The sequence below is a fragment of the Armatimonadota bacterium genome (assembly GCA_039679645.1).
GTDB lineage: Bacteria > Armatimonadota > UBA5829 > UBA5829 > UBA5829 > UBA5829.
The window spans coordinates 29,593-45,278 of sequence record JBDKUO010000053.1 but is presented as its reverse complement, the minus strand read 5'-3'; the positions used below and the strand labels follow the sequence as shown (position 1 = coordinate 45,278).

Sequence of the window (15,686 nt, the reverse complement as noted above, 5' to 3'; positions counted from 1 at the left end):
ACCCGGAATCTCCAGTATAATATGTGCCTCCAGACTCATTGACTACTCGACTCAATGTTGATATATTGGCTGCAAGCACGGAGGTTATGTTATGTTCAAATGGATTATATCTGCTCTGATCGCAATTATACCGTTCACCGTATGGGCATCAGAGGCGGCTGATTATAAGTGTATAGACCCGGCAGTTGAGATTAGAGGGATTTGGGTCAATGCTGATGCCATACCCAAGACTGATTCGGGCATAAGAGAGCTTGTGCGGACATATCATAAGGCAAATATAAATGTTCTCTTTCCTGAAGTGATAGCCAGGGGCTATGCGGCGTACCCTACAAAACTGCTGGCGCGCGACCCGCGTTTTGCAAATGCAGTTGACCCGCTGCCGCCTATGATTGAAGAGGCTCACAGGCTTGGGATGGAGGTCCACCCCTGGGTATGGGTCTTTCGCGCAGGCTATACCAAGGACAGGGGCGCGATCCTCACGGCTCACCCGGACTGGGTGATGCTCAGCAAATACAGTGAGGAGCTTTCAGCTAACGGAGGCCTGTGGATCAGCCCGGATATCCCCGCCGCAAGAGACTTTCTTGCCGGCCTTTTTGCCGAGCTGGTCACGAAGTATGACATCGACGGGCTGCATCTGGACTATATACGCTACGAGGTGCAGTCCCCTACTCCATACGGATACAACCCTACGGCAAGATGTGCGTTTGAGCAACAATACGGGATAGACCCGATCAGTATCGATCGGCTATCAACAAATCAAATCCTCTGGAACAAGTTCAGAGAGAGGCAGGTCAACTCATACGTCCAGAGAATCGCCATGCAAACGCGGGCCTTGAAGCCGCATGTAAAGATATCTGCTGCAGTCGGTTCCGATCCGGTGACAGCCAGGCTTAACCTGATGCAGAACTGGCAGAACTGGGCAGACAACGGATGGGTAGATTTCATTACGCCAATGGCTTACACGACAAATGACACCACCTTTACTCAGTTGGTGACGGATCAGATGGGCGCGGTCGGATACAGAACACTCGTTGCGCCGGGGATTGGGCTGCACATGCAAAAGGACAAGCCCGAGCAAAGCATTGGCCAGATCGGAATTGCTCGGCAGCTCATGGCGGGCGGCGAGTCTCTGTTTGCATCGTCATATTATACTGACGCTCTCGCCTCAGCTCTTGGGCAGGGCGCGTATAAATCACCGGCGGCGCTGCCCTTTAGAGACCCGTCAGGAAAGTGCGCGCTGCTGTGCAATTTAGCTGCAAACACAAAAGACTATGCGCTGAGGCAGTATTACTCGTCGCGCGCGTCTGCTCTGGCAAACTATGCGGATTACATAAAGAGATATAAGCCCTATATATCGCCGACTGACCCGCCATTGAAGATACCTGCAAATGTCATCTCTCTGCCGACTGTCGATATCCCAAGGACGGATAAGCCGGTGACTATAGACGGCAAACTCGATGATGGCGCATGGGGCAATGCGGCAAAGGTCAGGCTCGATTACACAAATGAAGGCAATTGTGCGCCAGTCGAGACGGCCGCTATGCTGACATATGATAACGATAATCTCTACGTAGCATTCCAGGCAGCCGAACCGCTGATCGACAAGCTCCAGGCGGCTGTGACCAAACGCGACAGCCCAACATTTTATGATGACTCGGTGGAAGTATTCGTCGACCCGACAAACGAGAAGCGCACGTATTATCACCTCTCGACAAATACTCTGGGAACGCAGTTCGACCAGAAGGTCTTTAACCCGGGCTGGAATGGTGAATGGAAATCAGCCGCGCAAACCAGCGCTGACGGATATAGCGTGGAAATGGTTATACCATTCAAGACCTTTGAAGTGAGCACTCCGGTTACGGGCACAAAGTGGGCGCTTAACCTTACTCGAAATCGCACAACGTCAGGCGCAATGGAATACCTTACATGGGCCGTGCCCTACGGCACTTTTCACAGCCCTGACAGGTTCGGAACCATAGTATTTAACTAAGGGATCGGTTATGACTTCAAAAGAACGTGTACTTATGGCAATAGCTCATAATGAGCCTGACAGAGTCCCAATTGACTACTTGGCGAATGCGGGTATCGACAGCAGACTCAAAGAGCACTTCAACCTTTCAATAGATGACACAGAGGGTCTATTGCAAGCGCTCAGCGTGGATTTCCGATATCTGAGCGCACCATACATCGGGCCGCGTCTGCATCCTGAAGTGCCTGGGCGCAGAGTCGATCCATGTCTGGGTATCCGCACGAAGTGGATAGAACACGAGAGCGGCGGATACTGGGACTACTGCGATTTCCCTCTGCAATATGCGTCTGTCGAAGAGGTGGCGAAATGGCCGATGCCCTCGCCGGACGACTTCGATTACTCGTATATCCGTGATGCTTGCGGACAGCATCAAGGCAAGTGTGTAACATTGAGTTACCACCCTGACGTAATCAACTCCACAGGTATGATCCGGACTATGGAACAGACTCTGGTCGACCTTATGACAGACGATGAGGCCGGTCTTCTATATACCGACAGGAGATTAGAGATATATCTCGAGATAATCCGTAGATCGTTTGAGGCAGCCGAAGGCGACATAGATATGATTTATCTGGGCGATGATCTCGGAACACAAAACTCGCAACTTATCAGCCTGGAGCTGTTTCGCAAACACATTCGCCCGCGCCACCAGCCGTTTATCGATGTGGCGAAGGCATATGGGGCAAAAGTGATGTTGCACAGCTGCGGATCGAGCAGTTGGGCTTTTGAAGACTTTATCGAGATGGGAGTGGATGTCGTCGATACACTTCAGCCGGAGGCCGCGAATATGGCTCCCGAGTATCTGAAAGAGAAATTCGGCTCTCGACTTGCATTCCATGGCTGCATCAGCACTGCAGGACCGGTGGCTTATGGAAGCGTTGAGGATGTTGTAGATAATTGCAAACACACACTGGAAATTATGATGCCGGGAGGAGACTATTGCTTCGCTCCGACTCACGCATTACAGGATAACTCGCCAACGGATAATGTGGTTGCAATGTACGAAACCGCTCAATCAGTCGGACGGTATAGGCGAAACCACTACTGAAGTCGCCAAGGCTATTCCTCTGCGCTCAGGGTAGTCTATCTCACCCATGGAACCCTCTTCAGCCGGTGCGGTGGCGCAGTAGAAGTGATATAGCACGCCATCGCAGGAAACCATCGATGGTTTGGCTGCATGTGTCGAGTCTACCTCACCCGGTAAGCCGACATCGATTAGCACACCATTACGCGAGATAACAGAAGGTTTGTGGGCATGAGTTGAATCTATCTCACCCGGCGATCCGATATCGATCATCGGCTTATCGATTTTCTCCCAATGAATAAGATCGTCTGAAAGAGCAGCGCACTCGCGGGCATGACCATCTGAGGCCAGACCGAAATAGAACATAACCCACTTGTCTTCCATCCTTAGCACACAGGGGTCAGATGCAAATATCTCATCGGGTGAACCTGGGCCACCGTTGGCGAGCACCGGGTGATTTGCTGCTCTTGTCCAGCGCTTCAAGTCTGGTGAAGTGACCAGACCTGTCTGCTCATTCCATGGATGTTGAATACGCTGCTTGGCATTGTAAAACATATAATAGACGCCGTCATGTTCGAGGATGCACGACTTATACAGCCCGCCTCTCTCCCAATCACCCGCATCAGGATCATCGCAATGAAGAAACGGATCGTCGAGCTGCCAGTTTCGCAGGTCATCGCTCCAGCAAAGACCGATAGAGGCCGAGCCTTCCTCCATACCCGGATTAGGATAGGCATGATATGTGCCCAGGAACCTGCCCTCGACCTGCCTCAGACTGCCGTCACCAAACAGATCATTGTCACGCAATATCCACGTAAGAGCGACGTTATACTCTGTTGGCGAACCGGCAGGGCCACGGTCGATTATCATGCCCTCGTTTGTCCAGTTGAGAAGATCGTAGCTGGTGGCAAGGCCGGTCCTGTAGCCGATTGAGTCCCAGCCGATAAATGTCATATAGTATTTATCGCCCCATTTGAAGACATACGGCGCGTCAACGAAGTGGCTGTCGAATCTGCCCGGAACGAGAGACGGCTCGACTACCAGCCTGCCTGTTTTATATGGTGTGCATAGATTGTCTGATATCATCGAAATCTCCTGCCGTCCTGCTAATATATTCGCGGCAACAAACATACGAAGTCCCCTTCGGGGACTAAACAGCAGATTCCTCGACTAATCCGAATTGCAGCTACATTAATAAAATTGAACTGCAATTCGGATTATAGCTCCAAAGAAAACTATGTGCGAATGACAAACAAACGGTTCGCATACAGATGTTTTTCTAATCGAAACAAGTAGGCAACCCCTACTAGGGGCTCGGAATGACTAAGTCAAAATCATTCGCGGTTCCGCAGTCTGTTTTCGCAATCGAAATTGCGGGATTTTTGTTTCGGACGCGATCAGATATCGCATCCGAACAATAATCTATTACGGTTATCGCTCTCTATCCCGGCACGTATACGCTGATGCGCGTCCCCTCGCCTGGTTCGGATTCTATCTGGACGTCGCCGCGCACACTCGCTGCGCGGTCTTTCATGGTCCTCAGGCCAAAACCCTGGCGGCTTGCCGGGTCATCCAGCACTGCTTTCTCATCGAAACCGCAGCCGTCATCTGAAATTACGCAGTGAACCCCGCCATCGCCCGTCCGCGCCAGGTTTACATCCACCCGTGTAGCGTCTGAATGCTTGACCGAGTTGGTGAGAGCCTCCTGTATGATCCGCAAGAGCACCAGCCGAGACGATGGCGCAAGGTCTATACTGCCTGCTTCTTTTATGTTGGCCGTAAGACCTGTGCGGTCGGCAAAACGGGTTATATACTTCCGAATGAGCTTGCTCAGAGGCTCGTTTTCTATCTCAGCGGGGCGCAGATGATGAACGTAATCGCGCATCTCATCCAGCGCTGAGCGCAGGTCCTCCATCTCTTGAGAAATAATCTTGCCGGCCTCCTCGGGGTCCTTGCGGACCAGTCTCTCGCACAGTTCCAGTGTCAGAATGCAGTTGACTAGAGAATGGCCGACACCGTCGTGAATCTCACGCGCGATACGGTTTCGCTCCTGCGAAAGTGTGAGCTGTTCGTTGAGGCTGGATATCTCATCCGATAGCCTGCCCCTGGCTATAGATATCTGTCTGGTGAGCAGGCTAGCCAAAAACAAGAACAGAAGCCTGATGCCTACAATCTCGATTATCTGCCAATCCCAGGCGCTGAATCGAGGGATGGTAGCGCCTATATATGAGATCAAAACAAGTGGAGCGATAAGCTCGATAGTGCCGATGCGCGGGTCCATAGCTCCGGCGATAAGCATGAAATAGTAAAAGAGCCATAACTCGCTCTTGACCCCTCCGGTGCATCGAATCGTGAGGGCGAGAAGAACTGCGTCTAATATGGGCATGTATCGGAGCACGCGAGCATTGGGACGCGCCAGAGCGATCTTGGCGCGGTAGATCATCATTGCTGCGATCAGTCCCAGGAGGATATAGCCATATCGGCTGTCTACGGGCAGATGTCGGCGAGTTTCGGCAAACTGCAGCCATACCACTGCAAAGAGCAGGGCCGGCCAGATTACCTTGAGCGCCACGACCTCCGGGCTTTGTCTTGTTTTGCGCATATAACTACCCGATTCCTCAATTCCAATATGCTGAGCACCATGCGACTGAAGTCACGGCCACAAAAACACGAAGTGTCCCTTCGGACACTAGGAAAATGGGAGAGCAAATCGTTAACCGTGATTTACTTAGTTAGTAATTCGCCGTGACAGGCAGCCCCTCCTGTAGATAAAATTTGATATTATAGTTGTGTGATGATAAATGATTTGCGCAAATCGGTAAGCGGGCTTGGACTGGCGGCTTTGGGAGTGGCTTCGGCAATTGATGAGGTACATACATCTTTTGCATGGGCCAAGTCGGTTGTGACTACTGCTATATGCTATATGCCGCCGGAGAGGACTGTTTCAGACGATGGTCCTCGCGGGTTGGTGGCACGGATCGCTCGAGGTGCGGACTACCATGATGTCCTGCGAACCAAGCTTGCATATCTGGTCGATCAAATAAAGACTGAACATCCCGCTGCACAAACACAAATATGCGTTGACACATCTCCACTGCCGGAAAGAAAGCTGGCATTACTAAGTGGAATAGCCAGCCGGGCTAAGAATGCAAATGTGTTTGTCGAGGGCTGTGGCTCTTACGCCGCACTTGGTGAGATAGTGACCGATATCACGCTGCCCACAACTGAGCCCTGCGAGACCGACCTCTGCGATTCATGTAATGAGTGCATGCGCGCATGTCCTATGAAAGCGATAATTGCGCCGGGTGTGATTGACAGAGGCAGGTGTCTGTCGGCGGTCACTCAGTCGGGCGGGATAATACCGGTCGAGATCAGGAAGGCTATGGGCAACAGTATCTACGGATGCGACAGATGTCAGGAGGTCTGCCCGCATAATGCAGGTGTTAAGGCATCTGCCCCTGAATTCGCTGAAGATATGTTTCCTAGAGCTAATCCTGAGCTGATTCCGCTAATCAGCATGAGTTCAAGAGACTTCCGAGAGAGAGTGAAGAGATCATCAATAGGCTGGATCGGGCGCACTCGGATCAGGCGTAATGCTATAATCGCCGCAGGAAATCTTGGATGCGAAGAGTCTATATCGGCTCTGGAAAAAGTCTTGGATGGCGAGAGCGCAATCCTGCGTGAATATGCGAAGTGGTCACTGCAAAAGATTGCCGGGTCAGGATCCGGAAATCCTGACCCCGAATGAGATGGTAAATCTACAGCACGTAGCGAAAACTGATGCCGTGCCTGATCATACCACACTCTTCATAAAAACAATGTGCGCCTGTCCGGGCTGCATTTGATGTGAGAGAGAGCTTGTAGCAGCCATTCTGGACGGCAAGCTCCCTGGCATACTCAAGCATGGCACGTCCAACGCCCTTTCTCCGATATGCGCTGTCGACAACGATATTCTCAAGCACTGCCGCCATACGTCCGTGATGGGTCATATTAGGAAGAAGATAGAGCACGAAAGTGCCGACTACGTTGCCGTCATCCGCTGCCACATATACCGCGCAATCAGCACACTTTTGCATTGTCTCAAAACCGCGGCACAGTTCATCATATGAAGTGCCGTCATCCATCAACTGCTCATACAAATGCTGCAAAGCATGCAGATCAGCAGGCTCACATTCTCTTATAATCAGGCTCATATTTCGGTCCTTATGCTGCATATACGGGATTAAAACCCCGGACCATCAGACAAATTTATTATGTGGTATGTGGTATTTTGTATTTGATATTTACATCTGACATTACCGGCTTGTATTCCCCCTCACCCCAACCCTCTCCCGCCAAGGGGGAGAGGGAGAAGTGATAATGCATATCGTTTGCCGTAACTTACTTAGATAACGCCGCGCTTAAGTAAATAATCAATATAAATTACTCAATCACAAATACTTTGTTTTGCCCTGTTTCTTGAGCTCGTCGAGCAGGGCCTTGATATCTTGAGAACGGCCGCTGGGAAGGATAAGCACGGCATCACCCGTATCTACAATCACCATATTGTCCAGCCCCACTGTCGCAATCAGGCGCTCTGAATGGATCAGGCAATTGTGTGTATCCACACCTACATGATCGCCTACTACTGCATTGCCGTCCTCGTCCTTGTCCGTGATCTCATAAAGAGATGTCCAACTCCCCAGATCGCTCCAGCCTATGGAGGCAGGTATGACGGTGATATTGGGCGCATGTTCGAGTATGGCATAGTCGACTGAGATGCTCGGAAATGCGTCATATATCTCATCGAAGACTTTGGATTCGTCGGGTGTGCCAATAGCGCCGTCATAGCGGATCAGCAGCTTGTAGATATCAGGGGCATGGTCTCGATAGAGGTCCATAATGGTCTTTGCTGACCATATGAACATACCGCTGTTCCAGACATAGTGCCAGCTCGACACATATTCTTCCGCCGTCTTTAGATCCGGCTTCTCCTTGAAGCTCATTGCCGGGTGTACATCCACATCATCGATAGTTCGTTTTGACTCGGCCATCTGGATATAGCCGTAGCCGGTCGCAGGGGAAGTCGGCTTGATCCCTATTGTGACCACGTTCGGCCCTTCGGATGCCACCTGCTCTGCCACTTCAAGCAGTCTTCGGAAATGCTTCTCCTTGGTAATAATGTGGTCGGCAGGAGTGACCAGTATTACCGCGTTAGGGTCCTTGCGGCTGATGAGCGTTGCGATTACGCCTATTGCAGGGGCGGTGTTCTTACCCATAGGCTCCCCGACATATCTGCCCTCGGCAAGCCACGGCAACTGTTCCTTGACGATATTCTCATGCGATCTGCCTGCGATTACGTAGACATTGTCTTTTTCTACGAGCGGGTCCAGGCGCCTGACGGTCTCCTGCAGAAGAGTATTGTCACCATAAAGCTTGTGAAATTGTTTGGGTTTATCCTGACGCGAACTCGGCCACAACCTCGTGCCCGATCCGCCTGCTATTATTGCAGCGTACATATTTCCCTCCTGGTAATACCTAAGTTAATAGTTGGAGGTTTAGCAGGAAATCCTTACCCCGCGACAAAACCAACCTCCGCACCCTATATATATACTTTTTGGCCATTCTTCTCAATCCTCCTCTTGCCTAAAAATACCCATTAAACAATGCATGTCCGTTTCAACTGGGTAAAGAGATATGAACTATGGATAGACACAGCAATCAACATAATATGGACAAGCTTCCAAACAACGAGCGCGAGATACTTTTGCGCAAGGCTGTTGATGAGTTTCCTGATAATCTGTTTACTGCACAAGTTGCAGATGGCGAGATTTGTTCATTATCTGTTGGTAGAGGCGTTGCGGCGCTCATAGGATATGATCCTGAAGAGTTGAGTTCCGATCCGGGACTGTGGCTGGACATAGTGCATCCTGCCGACGATAATCGCGTTCGAAAGGCATTTGCACGCATGGCTGTTAGTAGACCACTCAATGAAGTGTACCGCATATTCCACAAGACCGGGCAAATGAAATGGATCAGAGTCTCGGCTGTCGCGGCTAAAGACGCAGAGTTCTATCATGTAATGGGCATTGTCTCAGATGCCTCCGCTGAAATGCCCTCCGAACGGCTGATGCAATATAAGCAGCTTCTTGATCAGGCTCCGACACCTGTAAGCCTGCGCGCGTCCAATGGTCGGATGATCTATTGCAATCAAGCATATGCGACTTTGATCGGGTGTATGTCAGTAGAGGAAGCCATGCTCGTTGAGATAAAAGAGATCATACCGCAAGATGATATTGAATGGTTTGAACGGGACATATTGCCGAAAATGATGACCGAGCCATGGCAGGGCGAGCTGCGCCTGGTGCGCAAGGATGGTCAGATAAGAAATGTGAGTGTGTCTACAAATGCTCTTTACGTGTCTGACAACGAACCGATAGGTTTCTATGCGGTTCTTACGGATATAACACAGAGAAAGCTTACTGAGCAAGCTTTGCGCGAAAGTGAAGAAAAATACCGCAATCTGGTAGAGCGTTCCAGTGATGGAATAGTCGTCGTGCAGGATTTAGTATATAAATTTGTGAATGAACGCTTTGCCGAGATGGTTGGCTACTCTGTAGAGCAACTAATCGGCGACGAATTCGTTCATTGCATAACCTCCGAAGATGCTGCCACACTGCGAGACCGTTATGCGCGGAGGATGGCGGACGAGAAGATCCCTCAGATATATGAAGTGCAACTGACAAGCTCAGATGGCAGCAAAGTCGATGTTGAAGTAAATGCCGGATTGATAACTTACGAAGGCAAACCAGCCGATCTGGTAATATTCAGAGACATCACACAAAGAAAACACGACGAGCAGGCTCTGCGGGAGAGTGAAGAAAAATACCGAAATCTGGTTGAACGCTCAAATGACGGGATCGCTGTCATTCAAGATTATGTTGTTAAGTTTACAAACGAACGGTTCGCCCAGATGCTTGGCTACTCTGTGGAGGAACTAATCGGCATAGAGTTTACCCATAGCCTTACCTCTAAAAACATTGCCATTCTGCAAGACCGATATGCGCGGAGGATGGAGGGCGAAAGCGTTCCTCAAATATATGAAGTGCAATTGGCGGCGGCAGATGGAAGCAAGATTGACCTTGAAGTTAACGCAGGCCTGATAACTTATGAAGGCAAACCTGCCGATCTGGTCCTTTTCAGAGACATCACACAAAGAAAACGTGATGAAGAGGCTCTTCGAGAAAGTGAAGATAAACTCCGTAACCTTGTAGAAAATATAGACGCGGTTATACTGCGAATAAGTGCCGATATGCGAATATTGACAATTGGCGGGCAGATCAACAACTGGACCGGGCTCTCCAGAGAAGAATTAATAGGCAATAGTGATATATGGGCAAGCTTTCTCTCCAGGCAAGACGTGGAAAAATTGCGCAAGACCATAATCAAGGCAAGCGAAAAGAAGACTTCGGAAACCGTAGAATTCAAAATAAATAATCCTGCAGGTCACGAACGCTGGGTCAGAGGACAAATTACACCCAGGTTTGACGCCGAAGGCAATCTACTCTACTTTGATGGTGTAGGGCTGGATATCACCGAACAGGTGGAAGCAGTTGAGTATGAAACAAGGCATGCCCATCTCATAGCGGCTCTTGTTGACATGAGCCAGGTGTTCATTTCGACGCTGGATATAAACAAGATCATATCTACTGCAGTCAAATTAACGGCAAGTCAACTTAATTGCGTGTGCTCAATGCTGGAACTCGACCATGATACAGGGCTCTTGCATCATCTGGGGATTTACAGCGCAGACAAAGATCTCGAAAGCAAAGTGCACGATGCTTTTGAAGAGATCGGAATTACAATCCGTGATATATTTAGCGAAGGAGAGTTTCGACCGGAAATTTTTCCCGATCTTATGCTGAAATCACCAAAGACTGTAGAATTTGCGCAAAGAACAGGCATAAAATCTCCGATGTCCGTCCCCATATATGTTGAAGGAGAGTTGTTCGGTGTATTCGCCAGCAGCCGAACAAAGGCTGAGAGGCCGTTTGATGATGAAGACTTCTGGTTTATGAGCGAGGTTGCAAGCCATGCGTCGGCAGCCCTTACCAATGCCGCGCTTTACAAAAGACAAACGAGAATTGCAGAGACACTTCAGCGCAGCCTCATACCGGAAGGAATCAGCATGCCCGGTCAGGATACGGCCACCTCATATCTCCCTGCCAAGGGCGACGTAGAGGTCGGGGGAGATTTCTTTGACATTATCGACTTTGGAGACGTAGGGGTAGGCGTAATCGTGGGTGATGTGTCGGGAAAAGGGCTGGATGCGGCTATACACACGGCTGAGGCAAAGTATATGCTCAGAGGGTTCGCAAGGCAAAATCCCGACCCCGGTTTTGTGATGACAAATCTCAACTATGCGCTCTGGACATATATGAGCGAGTTCACATTCGTAACCATGTTCTACGCCCTGATCGATCCAAAAAGATGCCTCATGAAATACGTAAATGCCGGGCATGAATGCCCATTGATACTCTGCCGCAATACGCGCCGCATTCGCGAGATATGTCCTAATGGAATCATTCTGGGCATCGAACGCAACGCCGATTATAACACCACTCAGATACACCTCGGCAGCGATGAATTTCTATTCTGTTACACGGACGGATTGATAGATACTCCGTACGATGGAGATCGATTTGGTTACGATCGCCTGATTGAAGCGGTAAAACGTGCGCCGTGCACAACCGCGCAGGAATTGCTTGACTATGTAGCCGGTACTGTGCAGGAAAGGTCCGGAGGCGCGCAAACCGATGATCAGGTCGTTGTTGTAGTGCGAACATGTAGATAGCCTCAACTGATAACCCCTTTCCCTGAAGAGGACTAACCACACAAAAAGAGTAACATGTCCCTAAGAATTGTTATGCGAGTTGAATAATGAAGAAAGCGCCGATTTGGACACTGCTGATAGAACGAGGGCTGGTAGAGGACAGAAAAACAGCCCAGATGTGGGTGATGACCGGGAATGTCTATGCCAATGGAATGAGAATAGACAAGCCCGGCCAGCTTGTTAAGATCACAGATGATATAGTTGTAAAAGGTATAGACCAGAGATACGTCGGAAAGGGCGGTCTTAAGCTCGAAGGGGCTTTGAGCGATTTTCATGTGGATGTAAGCGGCGTAGTAGCAATAGACGCCGGAGCCTCTACAGGAGGATTCACGGATTGTCTGCTCCAGCATGGAGCTCAAAAAGTCTATGCGGTGGATGTCGGGTTTGGGCGGCTTGCGGGCAAGCTGCAAGTGGACCCAAGGGTGGTTGCGATGGAGAAAGTGAACATCAGCGATCCCCCGCTCAAAGACCTTGACCCAAGGCCGAGCCTGGCGACAGTGGACCTGTCATACCTGTCACTCAAAAAGGCCATACCTATCTTTGCCGAAATCTTGTATGGGCATGGAGACCTAATCTGCCTGGTAAAGCCACTCTTTGAAGTGGCGGACAGCAATATCCGCAGAACGGGCGTAATCGATGACCCGGATATTTACAGAGAGCTTTTGCGAGACCTCGCGGACTATGTAAATGGCCTGGACTATTGCGTCACGGGTATCTCTCACAGCCATGTAACAGGCAACAAGGGTGCTCGCGAATTCTTCATTATGGTCTCCCTGAACCCTGATATATGCCAAAACACGCGGTTGACTGAAACTGAGATTGATGAGAGTATAGATAACGCTGTAAACGAGGTCTTAAAGCTCGAGATATTTAGTAAGTAGGCTGGAGACGATGTCATTTCAAAAGAAGCTGGATATTCTAAATAGTAAACTTAGCCACAGTCTGAAAGCGGCAGTCGGACCGATTGAGCGGTTTAGATCGGAAACTGAGTTTGCCGCTGCTTTCGCCAAGGCTTTAGGTAAAAGCGAGTGGGAGGCGCTTATAGCCGAGGCCGTAGAGCACGTTGAGAAGGCTCTAGCATCAGACGGAGGCTTCGATCCCGGCAAGGTCGTCGGTGAAGCGGAGCAGATTATGGCTCCAATCGGCAAAACAGCCAAAGGCTATACTATGCACCTGTGCGGTCATGCGCACATTGATATGAACTACCTGTGGGACTGGCCGGAGACTGTAAGTGTGGCGCGCGATACGTTTACAACCGTAAACACCCTGATGGATGAATTTCCCGACTTTCATTTCTCGCAGAGCCAGGCGGCCTTATATATTGCGATGGAGCGCTACTGCCCAAAGATATTCGAGATGATAAAGAGGCGCGTAAAGGAAGGCCGGTGGGAAGTGACGGCAAGCTCTTGGGTAGAAAGCGACAGGAATCTGGTCTCGGGTGAATCGTTGTGCCGGCAGTTGCTCTATACTCGCAGCTACTTCAAAGAAACATTCGGCTTTGAGCCTGAGCATGTGAAAATCGACTGGTCGCCGGATACATTCGGCCAGGCGTGGAGCGTTCCGTCGATCCTCTGCCGCGGCGGTATCAGCCGGTGCTATATATTCCGAACAGGCCCCGGACCATGTCTCTTCAAATGGCGCTCGCCCGATGGCTCTGAGATCACCGTATTCCATGAGAAAGATGTCTCGTACAGCGGCGACCTCGACACGGCTGTAATTGTCCCGCTCTTTGCAAAATATGTAAGCGACACCGGACTAAAGGACTATCTGTATGTTTACGGTGTGGGCGATCATGGCGGAGGGCCGACCAGGCGCGACCTCCGCAAATATATGGAGATTAAAGACTGGCCTATATTCCCAACGGTTAAGCTGAGCACATATGACACATACTTCAGCGCGATAGAGAACGCCAAACCCGATCTGCCGGTTGTTGATGCCGATCTCAATTTTACGTTTGAGGGCTGCTACACATCCCAGAGTAATATCAAGCGCGCCAACCGGATCAGCGAAATTATATTGCCTGAGGCTGAGACTGCGTCCGTAATTGCCGGGGCATTTTGCGATGTGGACTACCCTTCCGAAAACCTGCGTACCGCTTGGCGAAACGCACTCTTTAACCAGTTTCACGACGTATTGCCCGGTTCCGGCATTCATGCTACTTATGAGTATTCGCAGGGGCTCTTTCAGGATATAAGGGCTGTGGCCGACAATGCCCGGACAAATGCTCTGCGTGAGCTTGCCAAACAGATCGACACATCATTTGTAGATATCGGCTATGACGGCTCTGGTTTGGGCGACGGTCTGGGTGCGGGAGCGGGCGACCCGGTCATACAAGGAGGAGTAAGCTCGCGCGGGGCGGGTTCTCCCGGCGCTGAGCCTATTATTGTCTACAATGCAAAGCCATGGCCTCGGTCGGAAGTTGTCTTTGTAAGGGTATGGGACAAACCGCTCAAGGACGAGAATGTGGTCGTGCGGGACTCGGGCGGAAATGAGATGCGCGGGCAGGTGATCGAGAGGGGCTGGTTCCGCCATCACGATTTTGTGACTATCGCGTTCAAGGCAAATGTGCCTGCTCTTGGTTACAAGACCTATGCGATTTATGACTATATGTTGCTCGGTAATGAAGAGATAGTTCATGACTTACCGTCAGCTAACGATGAGGCAAAGATTAACAAGTATTTGCCTGAGGGGACGGAGAGCACGATTATCGAGCTCAGTGATGGTACTATTATGGAAAACGAGCACCTGAGGGTCGAGATCGATCTGGCTACAGGTGCGATCAAGCATATGATCGATAAGAGCACCGGGTTCGATTACGTGCCCGAGGGAAAGCTCATGGGCCTTCTGGAAATCTGCAATGAGGCTCACAGGGGCGCGTCCGCTTGGACCATAGGACAGTTTACGAAAATTACTCCGCTCGCAAACGGCCAGACTAAAGTCACACAGCGCGGACCTAACCGTGTGTGCATGAAGACAGAGCATACTTACGGCGGCTCGCGGATCAGTGTAGAGATCGGGCTGAATACTGATTCCAGGATGGTAGATTTTAACATAGAGTCGAGGTGGGCCGAGATATGCACCCCACAGACCGGCGTTACGATGCTGCGCGCAAGCTTCCCTGTGAATGTGACTGACGGCATACCGACATACGAGATACCATTCGGCAGCCAGAGGCGGGTTCAGAGCGTTCAGGAAATACCGGCTCATAAGTGGGCTGACCTCTCCGACGAAAAACATGGGATCACGCTGGTCAACGACTGCAAATATGGTCACTCGTGCGTCGATGATACACTGCGCCTCACTCTTATCAGAACTACTTATGACCCTGACCCGATTCCGGAAGTAGGCGACCATAAGATAAGATTCGGCGTAATTGCTCACCAGGGGCCATGCGATGTAACGCAGGCCACACGCGCCAGCGAAGAGTTTAACTCTTATATGTCGATTATCAGTGAGACTGTCCATGGCGGTGAGCTGCCATCCGAAAAGAGTTTTGCCCAAGTGCTGACTCCGAATGTGTTTGTTTCGGCAATTAAAAAAGTCGAAGACTCAGATGGGCTTGTGATTCGACTCTTCGAAGTAGAAGGAAAAGATACCGAGGCAAAAATCAGACTGAGCGATATCATCAAGCAGGGCACGCGGGCTGTGGAAACCGATATACTCGAACGTCCGCTGGAAAAAAACACGGCGAAATTGGAGGGCGATATTCTCAGCGTATACACTCCAAAATATGGGCAGGTAACTGTAAAGCTGAGTTAACC

The 15,686-nt window shown here is 50.4% G+C and carries 10 protein-coding genes; 6 read left to right on the top strand and 4 right to left on the bottom strand.

Annotated elements, in window-relative coordinates:
- Window positions 1-91: 91 nt before the first annotated feature.
- Window positions 92-1,990: a family 10 glycosylhydrolase gene (locus ABFD83_10950; GenBank protein MEN6357586.1), complete on the top strand. Its 1,899-nt coding sequence runs from the start codon at window positions 92-94 to the stop codon at window positions 1,988-1,990.
- A gap of 10 nt (window positions 1,991-2,000) precedes the next feature.
- Entirely contained in the window at window positions 2,001-3,077 is a 1,077-nt protein-coding gene (locus tag ABFD83_10945) for a uroporphyrinogen decarboxylase family protein (protein ID MEN6357585.1), read from the top strand.
- Here the strand turns inward: ABFD83_10945 and ABFD83_10940 are convergent.
- Complete coding sequence (locus tag ABFD83_10940) at window positions 3,045-4,139, bottom strand: hypothetical protein (GenBank protein ID MEN6357584.1); 1,095 nt, start codon at window positions 4,137-4,139, stop codon at window positions 3,045-3,047. The genes ABFD83_10945 and ABFD83_10940 overlap by 33 nt on opposite strands.
- A gap of 355 nt (window positions 4,140-4,494) precedes the next feature.
- Window positions 4,495-5,655 carry a sensor histidine kinase gene (locus ABFD83_10935; protein MEN6357583.1) on the bottom strand — a complete coding sequence of 387 codons (1,161 nt, stop codon included), beginning with the start codon at window positions 5,653-5,655 and terminating at the stop codon, window positions 4,495-4,497.
- Between the two features lie 204 nt (window positions 5,656-5,859).
- Here ABFD83_10935 and queG point away from each other — a divergent pair, with 204 nt between their 5' ends.
- The gene (gene queG, locus ABFD83_10930) at window positions 5,860-6,801 is read left to right on the top strand and encodes a tRNA epoxyqueuosine(34) reductase QueG (protein MEN6357582.1); all 942 of its coding nucleotides are present in this window, start codon (window positions 5,860-5,862) and stop codon (window positions 6,799-6,801) included.
- 10 nt (window positions 6,802-6,811) lie between these two features.
- On the opposite strand, the gene ABFD83_10925 is transcribed toward queG, so the two are convergent.
- Both ABFD83_10925 and ABFD83_10920 read right to left on the bottom strand, forming a co-directional pair.
- Window positions 6,812-7,246: a GNAT family N-acetyltransferase gene (locus tag ABFD83_10925; protein MEN6357581.1), complete on the bottom strand. Its 435-nt coding sequence runs from the start codon at window positions 7,244-7,246 to the stop codon at window positions 6,812-6,814.
- Window positions 7,247-7,483: 237 nt separating this feature from the next.
- The gene (locus tag ABFD83_10920) at window positions 7,484-8,551 is read right to left on the bottom strand and encodes a mannose-1-phosphate guanylyltransferase (GenBank protein MEN6357580.1); all 1,068 of its coding nucleotides are present in this window, start codon (window positions 8,549-8,551) and stop codon (window positions 7,484-7,486) included.
- Window positions 8,552-8,736: 185 nt separating this feature from the next.
- Here ABFD83_10920 and ABFD83_10915 point away from each other — a divergent pair, with 185 nt between their 5' ends.
- From ABFD83_10915 to ABFD83_10905, 3 genes are all read left to right on the top strand, one after another.
- Complete coding sequence (locus tag ABFD83_10915; GenBank protein MEN6357579.1) at window positions 8,737-11,886, top strand: PAS domain S-box protein; 3,150 nt, start codon at window positions 8,737-8,739, stop codon at window positions 11,884-11,886.
- An 86-nt stretch (window positions 11,887-11,972) separates the two neighbouring features.
- Entirely contained in the window at window positions 11,973-12,806 is an 834-nt protein-coding gene (locus ABFD83_10910) for a TlyA family RNA methyltransferase (protein MEN6357578.1), read from the top strand.
- Between the two features lie 10 nt (window positions 12,807-12,816).
- Entirely contained in the window at window positions 12,817-15,684 is a 2,868-nt protein-coding gene (locus tag ABFD83_10905; protein MEN6357577.1) for a glycoside hydrolase family 38 C-terminal domain-containing protein, read from the top strand.
- Window positions 15,685-15,686: the final 2 nt, after the last annotated feature.

Bases quoted from the DNA above. Each gene is read 5' to 3' on its own strand.
- ABFD83_10950 (MEN6357586.1), top strand. From the start codon at position 92: ATGTTCAAATGGATTATATCTGCTCTGATCGCAATTATACCGTTCACC.
- ABFD83_10945 (MEN6357585.1), top strand. From the start codon at position 2,001: ATGACTTCAAAAGAACGTGTACTTATGGCAATAGCTCATAATGAGCCT.
- ABFD83_10940 (MEN6357584.1), bottom strand. From the start codon at position 4,139: ATGATATCAGACAATCTATGCACACCATATAAAACAGGCAGGCTGGTA.
- ABFD83_10935 (MEN6357583.1), bottom strand. From the start codon at position 5,655: ATGCGCAAAACAAGACAAAGCCCGGAGGTCGTGGCGCTCAAGGTAATC.
- ABFD83_10925 (MEN6357581.1), bottom strand. From the start codon at position 7,246: ATGAGCCTGATTATAAGAGAATGTGAGCCTGCTGATCTGCATGCTTTG.
- ABFD83_10920 (MEN6357580.1), bottom strand. From the start codon at position 8,551: ATGTACGCTGCAATAATAGCAGGCGGATCGGGCACGAGGTTGTGGCCG.
- ABFD83_10915 (MEN6357579.1), top strand. From the start codon at position 8,737: ATGGATAGACACAGCAATCAACATAATATGGACAAGCTTCCAAACAAC.
- ABFD83_10910 (MEN6357578.1), top strand. From the start codon at position 11,973: ATGAAGAAAGCGCCGATTTGGACACTGCTGATAGAACGAGGGCTGGTA.
- ABFD83_10905 (MEN6357577.1), top strand. From the start codon at position 12,817: ATGTCATTTCAAAAGAAGCTGGATATTCTAAATAGTAAACTTAGCCAC.